Raw genomic sequence first — 18964 nt, forward strand, 5'->3', positions numbered from 1 at the left:
CGGTCGGGCCTTTTTGCTGCGACTGCCGGAGCCAATCAAAGGTTCAGCGCAGCCTGCTCCGGCCCGCCTGCGTCCCGATCGCACCGCAAGCTCCTCTGCGCAGGGCCATGGCAAATTCAAATCCCTGTGATCCACACCCGGCACAATGCTGACAAATTTGCCATCATGTTCATTCCACCTGCGGAGAACACGGACATGCCGCTACGCCCCCTCATCGCCGCCCTGCTGCTGGCGACCAGCCTCACCGTCCAGGCCTCCACCGAGGTCGTGCCGCTGCAACACCGCAGCAGCGCGGAGCTGCTGCCCGCCGCCCAGTCCTTCATCGGCAAGGACGGCAGCGTCAGCGCCTTCGAGAACAAGCTGATCGTCAACGCCAGCCCCGAACGCATCGACGACCTGCGCGCCCTGCTGCAGCAGTTGGACACCGCGCCCAAGCGCCTGCTGATCAGCGTCGACAACAACGACAGCAACTTCCAGGACAACCGCGGCAACGCCCGGGTGATCCGCTATGGCACCAGCAACCGCGAGGGCGGGCTGCAACAGGTGCAGGCCAGCGAGGGCCAACCGGCTTTGATCCAGGTCGGCCAGAGCGTGCCCATCACCAGCACCTCCACCGACGGTTATGGACGCGTTCAGAGCGACACCGAATACCGCAACGTGACCCAAGGCTTCTACGTTACGCCGAGCCTGAGCGGCGATACGGTTCGTCTGCAAATAAGCACCAATAACGACCGAATGAGTAGCGAACGCCCGGATGTAGTGAAAGTGCAGAGCACCGACACGACAGTCACCGGCAGGCTGGGCGAGTGGATCACCCTGGCCGGGTACAACCAGCAGAGCCAAGCCGAACGCAGCGCCTCCGCCCTGAGTTACAGCACCCAGCGCGGTGAAAACATGGCATTACGGGTGAAAGTCGACCTTCTGGACTGATCCCAGGCAATTAGAGGCCTCGACCCAAGGCCTCGAAACTGACCACAGAGTCGCATTAGACCAAAGATGTAGTAAGACAAAAAAATCACTACAAAACATTTGACAGGCACTTTTTCCCAAGGGCATGATGGCCTCGCTCCCGCTAATCAGAGGCCTTGGCAAGGGCCTTCGAGATGCACGCCTTCCACCCTTGGAGGCATCTCGTGTCTATACGGCCCACAAGGCGGTTCGATGGGATTGCGACTGCAACGAAGAAGTTGTCCCGAGGGACGGAAGCGCATCACCGCAGTCACAAGGCAAGCCCTGTCGCGTCACAGCTAGGCATCCACGAGCCGAACTGTCGCCGCATGTCGCCCGCACTGCACCCCCTTCCCCTTCGAGCCTCCTCGTTCGCCGCCGCCATTCCACCGGGCAAGACAGCCGCCAAGGCTTCTGATCCGCGTGCCGAGCACCAGCACTTACTTCACCAAGACTGATGCGACGAGGTTTTATTTCCATGGCACTGACACGCGAACAGCAAATTGCAGCCCTCGAGAAAGACTGGGCCGAGAACCCGCGCTGGAAAGGCGTGACCCGTACCTACACCGCCGCCGATGTCGTTCGCCTGCGTGGCTCCCTGCAGCCGGAGCACACCCTGGCCCGCCTGGGTGCCGAGAAACTGTGGAAGCTGGTCACCGAAGGCGCTCACCCGTCCTTCCGCCCCGAGAAAGATTTCGTCAACTGCATGGGCGCCCTGACCGGCGGCCAGGCGGTGCAGCAGGTGAAGGCCGGCATCCAGGCCATCTACCTGTCCGGCTGGCAAGTGGCCGCCGACAACAACTCGGCAGAGTCCATGTACCCTGACCAGTCGCTGTACCCGGTCGACTCCGTACCGACCGTGGTCAAGCGCATCAACAACGCCTTCCGCCGCGCCGACCAGATCCAATGGAAAGCCGGCAAGAACCCAGGCGACGACGGCTACATTGACTACTTCGCCCCGATCGTGGCCGACGCCGAAGCCGGTTTCGGCGGCGTGCTGAACGCCTATGAGCTGATGAAGAACATGATCGAAGCGGGCGCCGCCGGCGTGCACTTCGAAGACCAACTGGCCTCGGTGAAAAAATGCGGCCACATGGGCGGCAAGGTCCTGGTACCCACCCAGGAAGCCGTGCAGAAGCTGGTGGCCGCGCGCCTGGCCGCTGACGTTTCCGGCGTGCCGACCATCATCCTGGCCCGCACCGACGCCAACGCCGCCGACCTGCTGACCAGCGACTGCGACCCGTACGACCAGCCATTCGTGATCGGCGAGCGCACCCGTGAAGGCTTCTACAAGGTACGCGCCGGCCTCGACCAGGCCATTGCCCGCGGCCTGGCGTACGCCCCGTATGCCGACCTGATCTGGTGCGAAACTGCCAAGCCAGACCTGGACGAAGCCCGCCGCTTCGCCGAAGCGATCAAGAAGGAGTACCCGGACCAGTTGCTGTCGTACAACTGCTCGCCGTCCTTCAACTGGAAGAAGAACCTGGACGACGCCACCATCGCCAAGTTCCAGCGCGAGCTGTCGGCGATGGGCTACAAGCACCAGTTCATTACCCTGGCCGGCATCCACAACATGTGGCACGGCATGTTCAACCTGGCGCACGACTATGCCCGCAACGACATGACCGCCTACGTCAAGCTGCAGGAACAGGAGTTCGCCGACGCCAGCAAGGGCTACACCTTCGTGGCGCACCAGCAGGAAGTCGGTACCGGCTACTTCGACGACATGACCACCGTGATCCAAGGTGGCGCCTCGTCGGTGACCGCACTGACCGGCTCGACCGAGGAAGAGCAGTTCCACTGATAACGGTGGGTTGTTGATAAGGCCCGGGGTTCGCGAGAGCCCCAGGCCTTCGTTTTTCTGGAGCGGCCCGTGACAGGGCCACATCCGACAGGGCAAATACCCAGATCAGGTCTATGCTTATGCCAGCCCAGCAGCAAGGACCGCCCATGCCCCGTCCACGCCATCTGCTCGTCCTGGCCCTGATCGCCGCCGCCCTCTATCTATATGCACAGGCCACCGGCAACGTGCTGCTCGCCCTGCTGGCCAAACCCATTCCCGTGCTGACGCTGATCGCCTGGCTGCACCACGCCCGCGCAACGCCCTACCGGCACTGGATCGTCATCGGCCTGGTCTTCTCGGTGCTGGGCGACCTCCTGCTGGCGATACCGCACGACCTCTTCGTCTTCGGCCTGGCCGCCTTCCTATGTGCCCACCTGGCCTATCTACGCAGTTACTGTGACAAGACTTTGCGCCCCGCCCTTGCGGCACTGACGCTGTCGCTGCTGATCGGTAGCGCATTGTTCGCCCTGCTCGCCAGCCACGGCCTTGGGCCGCTGCTGCTACCTGTGGCGCTCTACGCCCTGGCAATCACCGCCATGCTCTGGCGTGCCCTGGCCTGCGGCGGCATGGCCGGCCTGGGAGCTTGCGCCTTCGTGTTCTCCGACAGCCTCATTGGTATCGACCGCTTCGTCAGCCCATTCGCCGCAGCCCCCTACGTGATCATCCTGGCCTATTGGCTCGGCCAGTGGCTGATCGCCGCCTCGGCGAATACCCGTGAAAGCACGGAAACATTGATCCAGAGCGCTGCGAATGCACCACGCAACTGCTAGAACGAGAGTTTTTCTCATTGGCAAGCAGTGCACGCTGAAACGAACTATCCAAGGAGCAGGAAGAGTAAAAGAGCGCGGCGCGGGTTAGATGATATTAATTATCATTACGAACTTAGCGGGTCGTTACGCGAAGCAAGAAACATAATTAACAAAACCACGCGCAATGCCCGAAGCTCAAGGGTTTCAGCCATTTACGAAAGATTTTTGTTCTTAATCCTACGAATAAATTTGCCATAGAAATTTTACTTGGAAAGGGTTTACCCATAAAATCAGCGCGATTGATTCAGCTGCGACATTTGGTCACTGCATCTGCGACGCAGGTCGCCGCTCTACTTATTTCAGACTGCAGAGCTGGGTCTCTGTATAAGGATTTCTAGCATGTCCGATTCGGTAGGACTGATCGCCCACAACTGGGGCCTTGCCATCTTCCTCCTGGGTGTCGTCGGCCTGTGTGCCTTCATGCTCGGCCTGTCCAGCCTGCTCGGTAGCAAGGCCTGGGGCCGCGCCAAGAACGAACCCTTCGAATCCGGCATGCTGCCCGTCGGCAGCGCCCGCCTGCGCCTGTCCGCCAAATTCTATCTGGTCGCGATGCTGTTCGTGATCTTCGATATCGAAGCCCTCTTTCTCTTTGCATGGTCTGTGTCCGTCCGCGAAAGCGGCTGGACCGGATTCGTCGAAGCACTCGTTTTCATAGCAATTCTGTTGGCAGGTCTTGTCTACCTTTGGCGCGTCGGGGCACTTGATTGGGCTCCCGAAGGTCGCCGCAAGCGGCAAGCGAAGCTGAAACAATGAGGCTTTGGCATGCAATACAATCTCACCAGAATCGATCCGGATGCGCCCAACGAGCAGTATCCTGTCGGTGACCGGGAAACCGTCACCGATCAGCTGCTAGAGGACCAGGTCCACAAGAACATCTTCATGGGCAAGCTCGAAGATGTGCTGCGTGGCGCGGTCAACTGGGGTCGCAAGAACTCCCTCTGGCCGTACAACTTCGGCCTGTCCTGCTGCTACGTGGAGATGACCACGGCCTTCACGGCGCCCCACGACATCGCGCGCTTCGGCGCCGAAGTCATTCGGGCCTCGCCGCGCCAGGCCGACTTCATGGTCGTCGCCGGTACCTGCTTCATCAAGATGGCGCCGATCATCCAGCGCCTGTACGAGCAGATGCTCGAACCCAAGTGGGTCATCTCCATGGGTTCGTGCGCCAACTCCGGTGGCATGTACGACATTTACTCGGTCGTTCAAGGGGTCGACAAGTTCCTCCCCGTGGACGTGTACGTGCCTGGCTGCCCGCCTCGCCCCGAAGCCTTCCTGCAGGGCCTGATGCTGCTGCAGGAGTCGATCGGCCAGGAGCGACGCCCGCTTTCCTGGGTCGTCGGTGATCAAGGCATTTACCGTGCCGAGATGCCCGCCCAGAAAGACCTGCGTCGCGAACAGCGTATCGCGGTAACCAACCTGCGCAGCCCCGACGAAGTCTGATCCAGCGACCTGCCGCCCGCTCCCGAAGGAGCCGGCGGCCTGGCTTCATTCTCTACGTTGACTCAAAGCGACCGAGACCATGACAGCGGACACCGCTATTTATATTCCGCCTTACAAGGCTGACGACCAGGATGTGGTCGTCGAACTGCACAACCGTTTTGGCGCCGACGCTTTCGTCGCCCAGGAAACCCGCACCGGCATGCCGGTACTGTGGGTGAACCGCGCCCAGCTCAAAGACATCCTCACGTTCCTGCGCAACGTCGCCAAGCCGTACAGCATGCTGTACGACCTGCACGGCGTCGACGAGCGCCTGCGCACCCAGCGCCGTGGCCTGCCGGCCGCCGACTTCAGCGTGTTCTACCACCTGCTGTCGGTCGAGCGTAACAGCGACGTGATGATCAAGGTCGCGCTCAGCGAAGGCGACCTGAACCTGCCTTCGGTCACCGGTATCTGGCCCAACGCCAACTGGTACGAGCGCGAAGTCTGGGACATGTTCGGTATCGACTTCGCCGGCCACCCGCACCTGTCGCGCATCCTCATGCCGCCGACCTGGGAAGGCCACCCGCTGCGCAAGGACTTCCCGGCACGCGCCACCGAGTTCGACCCCTACAGCCTGAACCTCGCCAAGCAGCAGCTGGAAGAAGAATCGGCGCGCTTCAACCCCGAAGCCTGGGGCATGAAGCGCCACGGTGCCAACGAGGACTACATGTTCCTCAACCTCGGCCCGAACCACCCATCCGCCCACGGCGCCTTCCGTATCGTCCTGCAACTGGACGGCGAAGAGATCGTCGACTGCGTCCCGGACATCGGCTACCACCACCGTGGCGCCGAGAAGATGGCCGAGCGCCAGTCGTGGCACAGCTTCATCCCCTACACCGACCGCATCGATTACCTCGGCGGGGTGATGAACAACCTGCCGTACGTACTGGCGGTCGAGAAGCTGGCCGGCATCCAGGTGCCGCAGAAGGTCGACACCATCCGCGTGATGCTCGCCGAATTCTTCCGCATCACCAGCCACCTGCTGTTCCTGGGTACCTATATCCAGGACGTGGGCGCCATGACCCCGGTGTTCTTCACCTTCACCGACCGCCAGCGCGCCTACACCGTGATCGAGGCGATCACCGGTTTCCGCCTGCACCCGGCCTGGTACCGCATCGGGGGCGTCGCCCACGACCTGCCGCGCGGCTGGGACAAGCTGGTCAAGGACTTCGTCGAGTGGCTGCCCAAGCGCCTGGACGAATACACCAAGGCCGCCCTGCAGAACAGCATCCTCAAGGGCCGTACCATCGGCGTCGCCGCGTACAACACCCAGGAAGCCCTGTCGTGGGGCACCACCGGTGCGGGCCTGCGTTCCACCGGTTGCGACTTCGACCTGCGTAAAGCCCGCCCCTACTCCGGCTACGAGAACTTCGAGTTCGAAGTACCGCTGGCCCACAACGGCGATGCCTACGATCGCTGCATGGTCCGCGTCGAGGAGATGCGCCAGAGTATCCGCATCATCGACCAGTGCCTGCGCAACATGCCGGAAGGCCCGTACAAGGCGGACCACCCGCTGACCACGCCGCCACCGAAAGAGCGCACCCTGCAGCACATCGAGACCCTGATCACCCACTTCCTGCAAGTCTCGTGGGGCCCGGTCATGCCGGCCAACGAGTCGTTCCAGATGATCGAGGCGACCAAGGGCATCAACAGTTACTACCTGACGAGCGATGGCGGCACCATGAGCTACCGCACCCGGATCCGTACCCCGAGCTACCCGCACCTGCAGCAGATCCCTTCGGTGATCAAAGGCAGCATGGTCGCCGACCTCATCGCGTACCTGGGCAGTATCGACTTCGTTATGGCTGACGTGGACCGCTAAGCATGAACAGCACGCTTATCCAAACCGACCGTTTCGCCCTGAGCGAAACCGAGCGCTCGGCCATCGAGCACGAGATGCATCACTACGAGGACCCGCGCGCGGCGTCCATCGAAGCCTTGAAGATCGTCCAGAAGGAACGCGGCTGGGTGCCGGACGGCGCCATCTACGCGATCGGCGAAGTGCTGGGCATCCCCGCCAGCGACGTCGAGGGCGTGGCCACCTTCTACAGCCAGATCTTCCGCCAGCCGGTCGGTCGCCACATCATCCGCGTCTGCGACAGCATGGTCTGCTACATCGGCGGCCATGAGTCGGTCGTCAGCCAGATCCAGAGCGAGCTGGGCATTGGCCTCGGCCAAACCACCGCGGACGGGCGCTTCACCCTGCTGCCGGTGTGCTGCCTGGGCAACTGCGACAAGGCCCCGGCCCTGATGATCGACGACGACACCTTTGGCGACGTGCTGCCTGCTGGCGTCTCCAAGCTGCTGGAGGGTTACGTATGACCATCACTTCCTTCGGCCCGGCCAACCGCATCGCGCGTTCGGCTGAAACCCACCCGCTGACCTGGCGCCTGCGTGACGACGGCGAGCCGGTCTGGCTGGCCGAGTACGAGTCCAAGAACGGCTACGCCGCGGCTCGCAAGGCCCTGGCCGACATGTCCGCCGATGACATCGTGCAGAGCGTCAAGGACTCCGGCCTCAAGGGCCGTGGCGGCGCAGGCTTCCCCACTGGCGTGAAGTGGGGCCTGATGCCCAAAGACGAGTCCATGAACATCCGCTACCTGCTGTGCAACGCGGACGAAATGGAGCCCAACACCTGGAAAGACCGCATGCTGATGGAGCAACAGCCCCATCTGCTGGTCGAGGGCATGCTGATCAGCGCCCGCGCGCTGAAGGCCTACCGTGGCTACATCTTCCTGCGCGGCGAGTACACCACCGCGGCGAAGAACCTCAATCGCGCCATCGATGAAGCCAAGGCCGCAGGCCTGTTGGGCAAGAACATCCTCGGCTCTGGTTTCGACTTCGAGCTGTTCGTGCACACCGGTGCCGGCCGCTACATCTGCGGTGAGGAAACCGCGCTGATCAACTCGCTGGAAGGCCGCCGCGCCAACCCACGCTCCAAGCCGCCCTTCCCTGCCGCCGTCGGCGTGTGGGGCAAGCCGACCTGCGTGAACAACGTCGAGACCCTGTGCAACGTCCCGGCCATCGTCGCCAACGGCAACGACTGGTACAAGTCGCTGGCCCGCGAAGGCAGCGAGGACCATGGCACCAAGCTGATGGGCTTCTCCGGCAAGGTGAAGAACCCGGGCCTGTGGGAATTGCCGTTCGGCGTAACCGCCCGCGAGCTGTTCGAAGACTACGCCGGTGGCATGCGCGACGGCTTCAAGCTCAAGTGCTGGCAACCCGGCGGTGCCGGCACCGGTTTCCTGCTGCCAGAACACCTGGATGCGCAGATGTACGCCGGTGGCATCGCCAAGGTCGGCACCCGCATGGGTACGGGCCTGGCCATGGCGGTCGACGACAGCATCAGCATGGTTTCGCTGCTGCGCAACATGGAAGAGTTCTTCGCCCGCGAATCGTGCGGCTGGTGCACCCCCTGCCGCGACGGCTTGCCGTGGAGCGTGAAGATGCTGCGCGCCCTGGAGAAAGGCCAAGGCCGCGCCGAAGACATCGAGACCCTGCTGGGTCTGGTCAACTTCCTCGGCCCAGGCCGCACCTTCTGTGCTCACGCACCGGGTGCCGTGGAGCCTCTGGGCAGCGCCATCAAGTACTTCCGGTCCGAGTTCGAGGCCGGTGTCGCGCCAGCAAGCGCTGCCGACACCCTGCGCCCGAACTTGGCCAAGCCGATTACGGTCGGCGCATAACAAGATGAAACGCGGGTGGTCCGTGCCACCCGCCAGCCTGCAGGCCGGCCCGAACGATTCGCGGCCGGCCGCAGGCTCACCGATTTCCATTAGCCACGCCTGCTCACGCGGGCCAACGAAGAACTTTGAACCATGGCCACTATCCACGTAGACGGCAAAGCGCTCGAAGTCAACGGTGCGGACAACCTGTTACAGGCTTGTCTGTCGCTCGGCCTCGACATCCCCTATTTCTGCTGGCACCCGGCGCTCGGAAGCGTCGGCGCCTGCCGGCAATGCGCGGTCAAGCAGTACACCGACGAGAACGACACGCGCGGTCGCATCGTCATGTCCTGCATGACCCCTGCCTCCGACGGCACCTGGATCTCCATCGACGATGAAGAGTCCAAGGCGTTCCGCGCCAGCGTCGTCGAATGGCTGATGACCAACCACCCGCACGACTGCCCGGTGTGCGAGGAAGGCGGTCACTGCCACCTGCAGGACATGACGGTAATGACCGGCCACAACGAGCGCCGCTACCGTTTCACCAAGCGTACCCACCAGAACCAGGACCTCGGCCCGTTCATCGCCCACGAGATGAACCGCTGCATCGCCTGCTACCGCTGCGTGCGCTACTACAAGGACTACGCGGGCGGCACCGACCTGGGCGTATACGGCGCCCACGACAACGTGTACTTCGGTCGCGTTGAAGACGGCGTGCTGGAAAGCGAGTTCTCCGGCAACCTCACCGAGGTCTGCCCGACCGGCGTGTTCACCGACAAGACCCACTCCGAGCGCTACAACCGCAAGTGGGACATGCAGTTCGCCCCGAGCATCTGCCACGGTTGCTCCAGCGGCTGCAACATCAGCCCCGGCGAGCGCTACGGCGAACTGCGCCGCATCGAGAACCGTTTCAACGGCTCGGTGAACCAGTACTTCCTGTGTGACCGCGGCCGCTTCGGCTACGGCTACGTCAACCGCGCCGACCGCCCACGCCAGCCGATCCTCGCCGATGGCACCAAGCTGAGCCTGGACGCCGCACTGGACAAGGCCGCCGACCTGCTGCGCGGCCGCACCATCGTCGGCATCGGCTCGCCCCGCGCCAGCCTCGAAAGCAACTACGGCCTGCGCGAACTGGTCAGCGCCGAGTACTTCCACTCGGGTATGGAAGCCGGTGAGCTGGCCCGCGTGCGCCTGGCCCTGAGCGTGCTGAACAACAGCCCGCTGCCGGTGCCGACCCTGCGTGACATCGAGGACCACGACGCCGTGTTCGTCCTCGGCGAAGACCTCACCCAGACCGCCGCCCGTGTCGCCCTGGCCGTGCGCCAGGCCACCAAGGGCAAGGCTGAAGCCATGGCCGACGCCCTGCGCGTGCAACCGTGGCTCGACGCTGCGGTGAAGAACATCGGCCAGCACGCGCTGTACCCGCTGTTCATCGCCTCGCTGGCAGAAACCAAGCTCGACGACGTTGCCGAAGAGTGCGTGCACGCCGCCCCTGCCGACCTGGCGCGCATTGGTTTCGCCGTGGCCCACGCCATCGATCCGAGCGCCCCGGCCGTCGCCGGCCTGGACCAGGACGCGCAAGCCTTGGCCCAACGCATCGCCGACGCCCTGGTCGCGGCCCAGCGCCCACTGGTGGTCGCCGGTACTTCCCTGGCCGACCCGGCCCTGATCGAAGCCGCCGCCAACATCGCCAAGGCCCTGAAGCTGCGCGAGAAGAACGGCTCGCTGAGCCTGGTGGTGCCGGAAGCCAACAGCATCGGCCTGGCCATGATGGGCGGCGAATCCGCCGATGCCGCGCTGGACGCGGTCATCAGCGGCAAAGCCGACGCCATCGTGGTGCTGGAGAACGACCTGTACGCCCGCCTGCCGGCCGCCAAGGTCGACGCTGCCCTGGCTGCGGCCAAGGTAGTGATCGTCGCCGACCACTCCAAGACCCCGACCACCGACCGCGCCCACCTGGTGCTGCCGGCCGCCTCGTTCGCCGAAGGCGACGGTACCCTGGTCAGCCAGGAAGGCCGCGCCCAGCGCTTCTTCCAGGTGTTCGACCCGCAGTACCTGGACAGCAGCATCCAAGTCCACGAAGGCTGGCGCTGGATGCACGCCCTGCGTGCCACCCTGCTGAACAAGCCGGTCGACTGGACGCAACTGGACCACGTCACCAGCGCCTGCGCCGAAGCCGCCCCGCAACTGGCCGGCATCGTCAACGCGGCGCCCAGCGCGGCCTTCCGCATCAAGGGCATGAAGCTCGCCCGTGAGCCACTGCGCTACTCCGGCCGCACCGCCATGCGCGCCAATATCAGCGTGCACGAGCCACGTACCCCGCAAGACAAGGACACCGCCTTCGCCTTCTCCATGGAAGGCTACTCGGGCTCGGCCGAACCGCGCCAGCAGGTGCCGTTCGCCTGGTCGCCGGGCTGGAACTCGCCGCAAGCCTGGAACAAGTTCCAGGACGAGGTCGGCGGCCACCTGCGCGCCGGCGACCCAGGCATCCGCCTGATCGAGTCCCAGGGCGATCGCCTGGAGTGGTTCAGCGCCATCCCGGGTGCTTTCAACCCGGCCCGTGGCACCTGGACCGCCGTGCCGTTCTTCCACCTGTTCGGCAGCGAGGAGAGCTCCTCCCGCGCCGCCCCGGTGCAAGAGCGCATCCCGGCCGCCTACGTGGCCCTGGCCAAGTCCGAGGCGGACCGCCTGGGCGTCAACGACGGTGCCCTGCTCAGCCTGAACGTGGCCGGTGTGTCGCTGCGCCTGCCGCTGCGTATCAACGAGGAACTGGGCGCAGGCCTGGTCGCCCTGCCGAAAGGCCTGGCCGGCATCCCGCCCGCCATCTTCGGTGCCACCGTCGAAGGCCTGCAGGAGGCAGCACAATGAGCTGGTTCACCCCCGAAGTGATCGATGTGATCCTCACCGTGGTCCGGGCCATCGTGGTCCTGCTCGCGGTGGTGGTCTGCGGCGCGCTGCTCAGCTTCGTCGAGCGCCGCCTGCTGGGCTGGTGGCAAGACCGCTACGGTCCGAACCGTGTCGGCCCGTTCGGCATGTTCCAGATCGCCGCCGACATGCTGAAGATGTTCTTCAAGGAAGACTGGAACCCACCCTTCGTCGACCGCATGATCTTCACCCTGGCGCCCGTCGTGGCCATGAGCGCCCTGCTGATCGCCTTCGTGGTCATCCCGATCACCCCGGTGTGGGGCGTCGCCGACCTGAACATCGGCCTGCTGTTCTTCTTCGCCATGGCCGGTCTGTCGGTCTACGCGGTGCTGTTCGCTGGCTGGTCGTCGAACAACAAGTACGCCCTGCTCGGCAGCCTGCGGGCCTCGGCGCAGACCGTGTCGTACGAGGTGTTCCTGGGCCTGGCGCTGATGGGCGTGGTGGTGCAGGTGGGCTCGTTCAACATGCGCGACATCGTTGAATACCAGGCCCAGAACCTGTGGTTCATCATTCCGCAGTTCTTCGGCTTCTGCACCTTCTTCATCGCTGGCGTCGCCGTGACCCACCGTCACCCGTTCGACCAGCCGGAAGCGGAACAGGAACTGGCCGACGGCTACCACATCGAATACGCCGGCATGAAATGGGGCATGTTCTTCGTCGGTGAGTACATCGGCATCATCCTGGTCTCGGCGCTGCTGGTGACCCTGTTCTTCGGCGGCTGGCACGGCCCGTTCGGCCTGCTGCCACAGGTACCGTTCCTGTGGTTCGCCCTGAAGACCGCGTTCTTCATCATGCTGTTCATCCTGCTGCGCGCCTCGATCCCGCGCCCACGCTATGACCAGGTGATGGACTTCAGCTGGAAGTTCTGTCTGCCGCTGACCCTGATCAATTTGCTGGTGACCGCTGCGGTTGTGCTCTACAACACGCCAGCCGTCGCGGCCCAGTGAGGATTTGACCCATGTTCAAATATATCGGCGACATCGTTAAGGGCACCGGCACCCAGCTGCGCAGCCTGGTGATGGTGTTCTCCCACGGGTTCCGCAAGCGCGACACCCTGCAATACCCCGAAGAGCCCGTGTACCTGCCGCCGCGCTACCGCGGCCGTATCGTCCTCACCCGCGACCCCGACGGCGAGGAGCGCTGCGTGGCGTGCAACCTCTGCGCGGTGGCCTGCCCGGTCGGCTGCATCTCGCTGCAGAAGGCCGAGACCGAGGACGGCCGCTGGTACCCGGAGTTCTTCCGCATCAACTTCTCGCGCTGCATCTTCTGCGGCCTGTGTGAAGAGGCGTGCCCGACCACCGCGATCCAGTTGACCCCGGATTTCGAAATGGCCGAGTTCAAGCGTCAGGACCTGGTGTACGAGAAAGAAGATCTGCTGATCTCCGGCCCCGGCAAGAACCCTGACTACAACTTCTACCGTGTTGCGGGTATGGCGATCGCTGGCAAGCCGAAAGGCTCCGCGCAGAACGAAGCCGAGCCGATCAACGTGAAGAGCTTGCTCCCATAAGGACAGAAAGATGGAATTCGCTTTCTACTTCGCATCCGGGATCGCCGTGGTCTCCACCCTTCGCGTGGTGACCGGCACCAACCCCGTGCACGCCCTGCTCTACCTGATCATTTCGCTGATTTCCGTGGCGATGATCTTCTTCGCCCTGGGTGCGCCGTTCGCCGGCGCCCTGGAAGTGATCGCCTACGCTGGCGCCATCATGGTGCTGTTCGTCTTCGTGGTGATGATGCTCAACCTCGGGCCGGCTTCGGTCGCCCAGGAACGCGGCTGGCTCAAGCCAGGCATCTGGGCGGGGCCGGTGATCCTCGCCGCCCTGCTGCTGCTGGAGCTGCTGTACGTGCTGTTCGTCGCCCCGAGCGGCGCCGGCATCAGCGGCACCACCGTCGACGCCAAGGCCGTCGGCATCAGCCTGTTCGGCCCCTACCTGCTGGTGGTCGAGCTGGCCTCGATGCTGCTGCTGGCCGCGGCCGTCACCGCCTTCCACCTGGGCCGCAACGAGGCGAAGGAGTAAATCATGGGTGCTATCCCTCTCGAGCATGGTCTGGCGGTCGCCGGCATCCTGTTCTGCTTAGGTCTGGTTGGCCTGATGGTCCGCCGCAACATTCTCTTCGTGCTCATGAGCCTGGAAGTCATGATGAACGCCGCTGCCCTGGCGTTCATCGTCGCCGGTGCCCGTTGGGTGCAACCCGACGGCCAGGTGATGTTCATTCTGGTGATCAGCCTGGCAGCCGCCGAGGCCAGCATTGGCCTGGCGATCCTGCTGCAGCTGTATCGCCGCTTCCACACTCTCGACATCGATGCTGCCAGTGAGATGCGCGGATGAACCTTCTCTTCCTGACTTTCGTCTTCCCCCTGATCGGCTTCCTGCTGCTGTCGTTCTCGCGTGGGCGGTTCTCGGAGAACCTGTCCGCGCTGATCGGCGTCGGCTCGGTCGGCCTCTCGGCCGCCACGGCCGCCTACGTCATCTGGCAATTCAACGTCGCCCCGCCTGAAGGCGGCGCGTACAGCCAGTTGCTGTGGCAGTGGATGTCGGTGGACGGCTTCGCGCCGAACTTCACCCTGTACCTGGACGGCCTGTCGGTCACCATGCTCGGCGTGGTCACCGGCGTGGGCTTCCTGATCCACCTGTTCGCCTCCTGGTACATGCGCGGCGAAGCGGGCTACTCGCGCTTCTTCTCGTACACCAACCTGTTCATCGCCAGCATGCTGTTCCTGATCCTGGGCGATAATCTGCTGTTCATCTACTTCGGCTGGGAAGGCGTGGGCCTGTGCTCCTACCTGTTGATCGGTTTCTACTACAGCAACCGCAACAACGGTAACGCGGCACTGAAGGCCTTCATCGTCACCCGCATCGGCGACGTGTTCATGGCCATCGGCCTGTTCATCCTGTTCGTCCAGCTGGGTACCCTGAACGTGCAGGAACTGCTGGTGCTGGCACCGCAGAAGTTCCAGGCCGGCGACACCTGGATGGTCCTGGCCACCCTGATGCTGCTCGGTGGCGCGGTCGGTAAATCCGCCCAGTTGCCGCTGCAGACCTGGCTGGCCGACGCGATGGCCGGCCCGACCCCGGTTTCGGCACTGATCCACGCCGCGACCATGGTGACCGCGGGCGTCTACCTGATCGCCCGTACCCACGGCCTGTTCACCCTGGCGCCGGACATCCTGCACCTGGTCGGCGTGGTCGGTGGCGTCACCCTGGTACTGGCCGGCTTCGCCGCGCTGGTGCAGACCGACATCAAGCGTATCCTCGCCTACTCGACCATGAGCCAGATCGGCTACATGTTCCTGGCCCTGGGCGTTGGCGCCTGGGATGCGGCGATCTTCCACCTGATGACCCACGCCTTCTTCAAGGCCCTGCTGTTCCTGGCCTCCGGTGCGGTGATCGTCGCCTGCCACCACGAGCAGAACATCTTCAAGATGGGCGGCCTGTGGAAGAAGCTGCCGCTGGCCTACGCCAGCTTCGTGGTCGGTGGCGCTGCCCTGGCGGCCCTGCCGATCCTGACCGTGGGCTTCTACTCCAAGGACGAGATCCTCTGGGAAGCCTTCGCCAGCGGCAACACCAACCTGCTGTACGCGGGCCTGGTGGGTGCGTTCATGACCTCGCTGTACACCTTCCGCCTGATCTTCATCGCCTTCCACGGCGAAGCGAAGACCGAAGCCCACGCTGGCCACGGCATCAGCCACTGGCTGCCACTGGGCGTGCTGATCGTGCTGTCGACCTTCGTCGGCGCCTGGATCCACCCACCGCTGGCCGGTGTGCTGCCTGAAAGCGCCGGCCACGCCGGTGGCGAAGCCAAGCACTCGCTGGAAATCGCCTCGGGCGCCATCGCCATCGCCGGTATCCTGCTGGCGGCGGTTCTGTTCCTGGGCAAGCGTCGTCTGGTCACCGCGATCGCCAACAGTGGCATCGGTCGCGTCCTGTCGGCCTGGTGGTTCGCCGCCTGGGGCTTCGATTGGATCTACGACAAGCTGTTCGTCAAACCTTACCTGCTGATCAGCCACATCCTGCGCAAGGACCCGGTTGACCGCGGCATCGGCCTGATCCCTCGGATGGCCCGTGGCGGCCACGTCGCCATGAGCAAGACCGAGACCGGCCAGTTGCGTTGGTACACCGCCTCTATCGCCGTGGGTGCCGTACTGGTGCTCGGCGCCGTGGTAGTGGCCGCGGTATGACCCTGAATAGTGCGAACCTCGCGAACCTTGCGACTCTGCGAAAGGAAACGAACCCGTCATGATTTTGCCTTGGCTGATCCTGATCCCCTTCATCGGCGGCCTCCTGTGCTGGCTGGGTGAGCGCTTCGGCGCCACCCTGCCACGCTGGATCGCGCTGCTGACCATGTCCCTGCTGCTCGGTATCGGCCTGTGGCTGTGGGGCAACGGCGACTACACCCTGGCCCCTGCCCCGGGCGCGGAACCTGCCTGGACCCTCGAATACAAGGTCGAGTGGATCAAGCGCTTCGGCATCAGCATCCACCTGGCCCTCGACGGCCTGTCGCTGCTGATGATCCTGCTGACCGGCCTGCTCGGCGTGCTGTCGGTGCTGTGCTCGTGGAAAGAGATCCAGCGCCACGTCGGCTTCTTCCACCTCAACCTGATGTGGATCCTCGGTGGCGTGGTCGGTGTGTTCCTGGCCCTGGACCTGTTCCTGTTCTTCTTCTTCTGGGAAATGATGCTGGTGCCGATGTACTTCCTCATCGCGCTCTGGGGTCACAGCTCGGCGGATGGCAAGAAGACCCGGATCTACGCCGCGACCAAGTTCTTCATCTTCACCCAGGCCAGCGGCCTGATCATGCTGGTGGCGATCCTGGCCCTGGTACTGGTGAACTACGGCAACACCGGCGTCATCACCTTCAACTACAGCGACTTGCTCAAGGCCCAATTGCCGGCCGGCACCGAGTACCTGCTGATGCTGGGCTTCTTCATCGCCTTCGCGGTGAAGCTGCCGGTGGTGCCGTTCCACTCCTGGCTGCCTGACGCCCACGCCCAGGCCCCGACCGCAGGCTCCGTGGACCTGGCGGGCATCCTGCTGAAGACCGCGGCCTACGGCCTGCTGCGCTTCGCCCTGCCGCTGTTCCCGAACGCCTCGGCGGAGTTCGCGCCGATCGCCATGACCCTGGGCCTGATCGGCATCTTCTACGGCGCCTTCCTGGCCTTCGCGCAAACCGACATCAAGCGCCTGATCGCCTTCTCCAGCGTCTCGCACATGGGCTTCGTGCTGATCGGTATCTACTCCGGCAGCCAGCAGGCCCTGCAGGGCGCGGTGATCCAGATGCTGGCCCACGGCCTGTCGGCCGCCGCGCTGTTCATCCTGTCCGGCCAGCTGTACGAGCGCCTGCACACCCGCGACATGCGTCAAATGGGTGGTCTGTGGCACCGCATCGCCTACCTGCCGGCCATCAGCCTGTTCTTCGCCGCCGCCTCGCTGGGCCTGCCCGGCACCGGCAACTTCGTCGGCGAGTTCCTGATCCTGATCGGCAGCTTCGCCCACGTGCCATGGATCACCGTGATCGCCACCACGGGCCTGGTGTTCGGCTCGGTCTACTCGCTGATCATGATCCACCGCGCCTACTTCGGCCCGGCCAAGGCCGACACCGTGCTGGCCGGCATGGACGGTCGCGAGCTGATCATGGTGCTGGGCCTGGCCGTGTTGCTGATCGTGCTCGGCGTGTACCCGCAGCCGTTCCTGGACACCTCTGCCGCCACCATGAGCGGTGTGCAGCAGTGGCTCGGTTCCGCTTTCACTCAACTCGCTTCGGCCCGGTAAGAGCGCTATGGAATTCACCACTCAACACTTCATCGCATTGGCGCCGATGCTCATCACCACCGTGACCACGGTGGTGGTGATGCTGGCGATCGCCTGGAAGCGCAACCACTCGCAGACCTTCCTGCTGTCCACCGTGGGCCTGAACCTGGCCCTGCTGTCGATCCTGCCGGCGCTGAAGGTCGCGCCGCTGGCGGTCACACCGCTGATTACCATCGACAAGTTCGCCTGCCTGTACATGGCGATCATCCTGGTCGCCACGTTGGCCTGCGTCACCCTGGCCCACGCCTACCTGGGCGAGGGCTCCAAGGGCTACCCGGGCAACCGTGAAGAGCTGTACCTGCTGCTGCTGATGTCGGCCCTCGGTGGCCTGGTGCTGGTCAGCGCCAACCACCTGGCCGGCCTGTTCATCGGCCTGGAGCTGCTGTCGGTGCCGGTCTATGGACTGGTGGCGTACGCGTTCTTCAACAAGCGCTCGCTGGAAGCCGGCATCAAGTACATGGTGCTGTCGGCCGCCGGCTCCGCCTTCCTGCTGTTCGGCATGGCCCTGCTGTACGCCGACGCCGGCAGCCTGAGCTTCGACCTGATCGGCAAGGCCCTGGCCAGCACCCAGATGCCGAGCCTGCTCGCCCAGCTGGGCCTGGGCATGATGCTGGTGGGCCTGGCGTTCAAACTGTCGCTGGTACCGTTCCACCTGTGGACCCCGGACGTCTACGAAGGCGCCCCGGCGCCGGTCGCCGCCTTCCTGGCCACCGCCAGCAAGGTCGCGGTGTTCGCCGTGGTCGTGCGCCTGTTCATGCTCTCTCCCGCCGCCAGCAGCGGCGTGCTGAGCACCGTCCTGGCGGTGATCGCGGTGGCTTCGATCCTGGTCGGCAACCTGCTGGCACTGACCCAGAGCAACCTCAAGCGTCTGCTGGGTTACTCGTCCATCGCCCACTTCGGCTACCTGCTGATCGCCCTGATCGCCAGCAAGGGCCTGGCGCTGGAAGCCATGGGCGTGTACCTGGTGACCTACGTGATCACCAGCCTGGGCGCCTTCGGCGTGATCACCCTGATGTCCTCGCCATATGGCGGCCGTGACGCCGATGCCCTGTACGAGTACCGCGGCCTGTTCTGGCGCCGTCCGTACCTGACCGCGGTGCTGACCGTGATGATGCTGTCGCTGGCCGGTATTCCGCTGACCGCGGGCTTCATCGGCAAGTTCTACATCATCGCCACCGGCGTCGAGTCGCACCTGTGGTGGCTGGTCGGTGCCCTGGTGATCGGCAGCGCCATCGGCGTGTACTACTACCTGCGGGTAATGGTCACCCTGTACCTGGTCGAGCCGAACCTGCGTCGCCACGACGCCCCGCTGAAGTGGGAACAGCGTACCGGCGGCGTGATGCTGCTGGCCATCGCCATCCTCGCCTTCGTGCTGGGTGTGTACCCGCAGCCGCTGCTGGAAATGGTCCAGCAGGCTGGCCTGCAACTGATCGGCTGATCGGTTTCAAGCTTCACAAGAAACCCCGCTTCGGCGGGGTTTCTTTTTGT

The 18964-nt window shown here is 64.2% G+C and carries 16 protein-coding genes; all 16 read left to right on the plus strand.

Going from position 1 to position 18964, the window contains the following annotated elements:
* The first annotated feature begins 195 nt into the window (after positions 1–195).
* Complete coding sequence (locus P0Y43_RS23530; RefSeq protein ID WP_275639654.1) at positions 196–930, plus strand: secretin N-terminal domain-containing protein; 735 nt, start codon at positions 196–198, stop codon at positions 928–930.
* A 496-nt stretch (positions 931–1426) separates the two neighbouring features.
* The gene (gene aceA, locus P0Y43_RS23535) at positions 1427–2752 is read left to right on the plus strand and encodes an isocitrate lyase (RefSeq protein ID WP_275639655.1); all 1326 of its coding nucleotides are present in this window, start codon (positions 1427–1429) and stop codon (positions 2750–2752) included.
* Positions 2753–2898: 146 nt separating this feature from the next.
* Entirely contained in the window at positions 2899–3561 is a 663-nt protein-coding gene (locus P0Y43_RS23540) for a lysoplasmalogenase (protein WP_275639656.1), read from the plus strand.
* Between the two features lie 378 nt (positions 3562–3939).
* Positions 3940–4353 (plus strand): NADH-quinone oxidoreductase subunit A, encoded by a 414-nt coding sequence (locus P0Y43_RS23545; protein ID WP_275639657.1) that lies wholly within the window; start codon positions 3940–3942, stop codon positions 4351–4353.
* Positions 4354–4362: 9 nt separating this feature from the next.
* Positions 4363–5040, plus strand: coding sequence for a NuoB/complex I 20 kDa subunit family protein (locus P0Y43_RS23550; protein ID WP_275639658.1), 678 nt, complete (start codon positions 4363–4365; stop codon positions 5038–5040).
* A 79-nt stretch (positions 5041–5119) separates the two neighbouring features.
* Positions 5120–6901 carry an NADH-quinone oxidoreductase subunit C/D gene (gene nuoC, locus P0Y43_RS23555; RefSeq protein ID WP_275639659.1) on the plus strand — a complete coding sequence of 594 codons (1782 nt, stop codon included), beginning with the start codon at positions 5120–5122 and terminating at the stop codon, positions 6899–6901.
* Between the two features lie 2 nt (positions 6902–6903).
* Positions 6904–7401, plus strand: a complete 498-nt coding sequence (gene nuoE, locus P0Y43_RS23560; RefSeq protein ID WP_275639660.1) for an NADH-quinone oxidoreductase subunit NuoE — start codon at positions 6904–6906, stop codon at positions 7399–7401.
* The gene (gene nuoF / locus P0Y43_RS23565; RefSeq protein WP_275639661.1) at positions 7398–8762 is read left to right on the plus strand and encodes an NADH-quinone oxidoreductase subunit NuoF; all 1365 of its coding nucleotides are present in this window, start codon (positions 7398–7400) and stop codon (positions 8760–8762) included. The genes nuoE and nuoF overlap by 4 nt, the downstream gene beginning before the upstream one ends.
* A gap of 132 nt (positions 8763–8894) precedes the next feature.
* Positions 8895–11609: an NADH-quinone oxidoreductase subunit NuoG gene (gene nuoG / locus P0Y43_RS23570; protein WP_275639662.1), complete on the plus strand. Its 2715-nt coding sequence runs from the start codon at positions 8895–8897 to the stop codon at positions 11607–11609.
* Positions 11606–12613, plus strand: coding sequence for an NADH-quinone oxidoreductase subunit NuoH (nuoH, locus tag P0Y43_RS23575; protein WP_275639663.1), 1008 nt, complete (start codon positions 11606–11608; stop codon positions 12611–12613). The genes nuoG and nuoH overlap by 4 nt, the downstream gene beginning before the upstream one ends.
* 11 nt (positions 12614–12624) lie before the next feature.
* The gene (gene nuoI / locus P0Y43_RS23580; protein WP_011534620.1) at positions 12625–13173 is read left to right on the plus strand and encodes an NADH-quinone oxidoreductase subunit NuoI; all 549 of its coding nucleotides are present in this window, start codon (positions 12625–12627) and stop codon (positions 13171–13173) included.
* 10 nt (positions 13174–13183) lie between these two features.
* The gene (gene nuoJ, locus P0Y43_RS23585) at positions 13184–13684 is read left to right on the plus strand and encodes an NADH-quinone oxidoreductase subunit J (RefSeq protein ID WP_275639664.1); all 501 of its coding nucleotides are present in this window, start codon (positions 13184–13186) and stop codon (positions 13682–13684) included.
* A gap of 3 nt (positions 13685–13687) precedes the next feature.
* Entirely contained in the window at positions 13688–13996 is a 309-nt protein-coding gene (nuoK, locus tag P0Y43_RS23590) for an NADH-quinone oxidoreductase subunit NuoK (protein WP_023631349.1), read from the plus strand.
* Positions 13993–15846 carry an NADH-quinone oxidoreductase subunit L gene (nuoL, locus tag P0Y43_RS23595; RefSeq protein ID WP_275639665.1) on the plus strand — a complete coding sequence of 618 codons (1854 nt, stop codon included), beginning with the start codon at positions 13993–13995 and terminating at the stop codon, positions 15844–15846. The genes nuoK and nuoL overlap by 4 nt, the downstream gene beginning before the upstream one ends.
* Before the next feature lie 58 nt (positions 15847–15904).
* Positions 15905–17437, plus strand: coding sequence for an NADH-quinone oxidoreductase subunit M (nuoM, locus tag P0Y43_RS23600; RefSeq protein WP_275639666.1), 1533 nt, complete (start codon positions 15905–15907; stop codon positions 17435–17437).
* A 7-nt stretch (positions 17438–17444) separates the two neighbouring features.
* Positions 17445–18914, plus strand: a complete 1470-nt coding sequence (gene nuoN, locus P0Y43_RS23605; RefSeq protein WP_275639667.1) for an NADH-quinone oxidoreductase subunit NuoN — start codon at positions 17445–17447, stop codon at positions 18912–18914.
* Positions 18915–18964 lie beyond the last annotated feature (50 nt).

The sequence above is a fragment of the Pseudomonas entomophila genome, from assembly GCF_029193575.1.
Classification (GTDB): Bacteria; Pseudomonadota; Gammaproteobacteria; order Pseudomonadales; family Pseudomonadaceae; genus Aquipseudomonas; species Aquipseudomonas entomophila_G.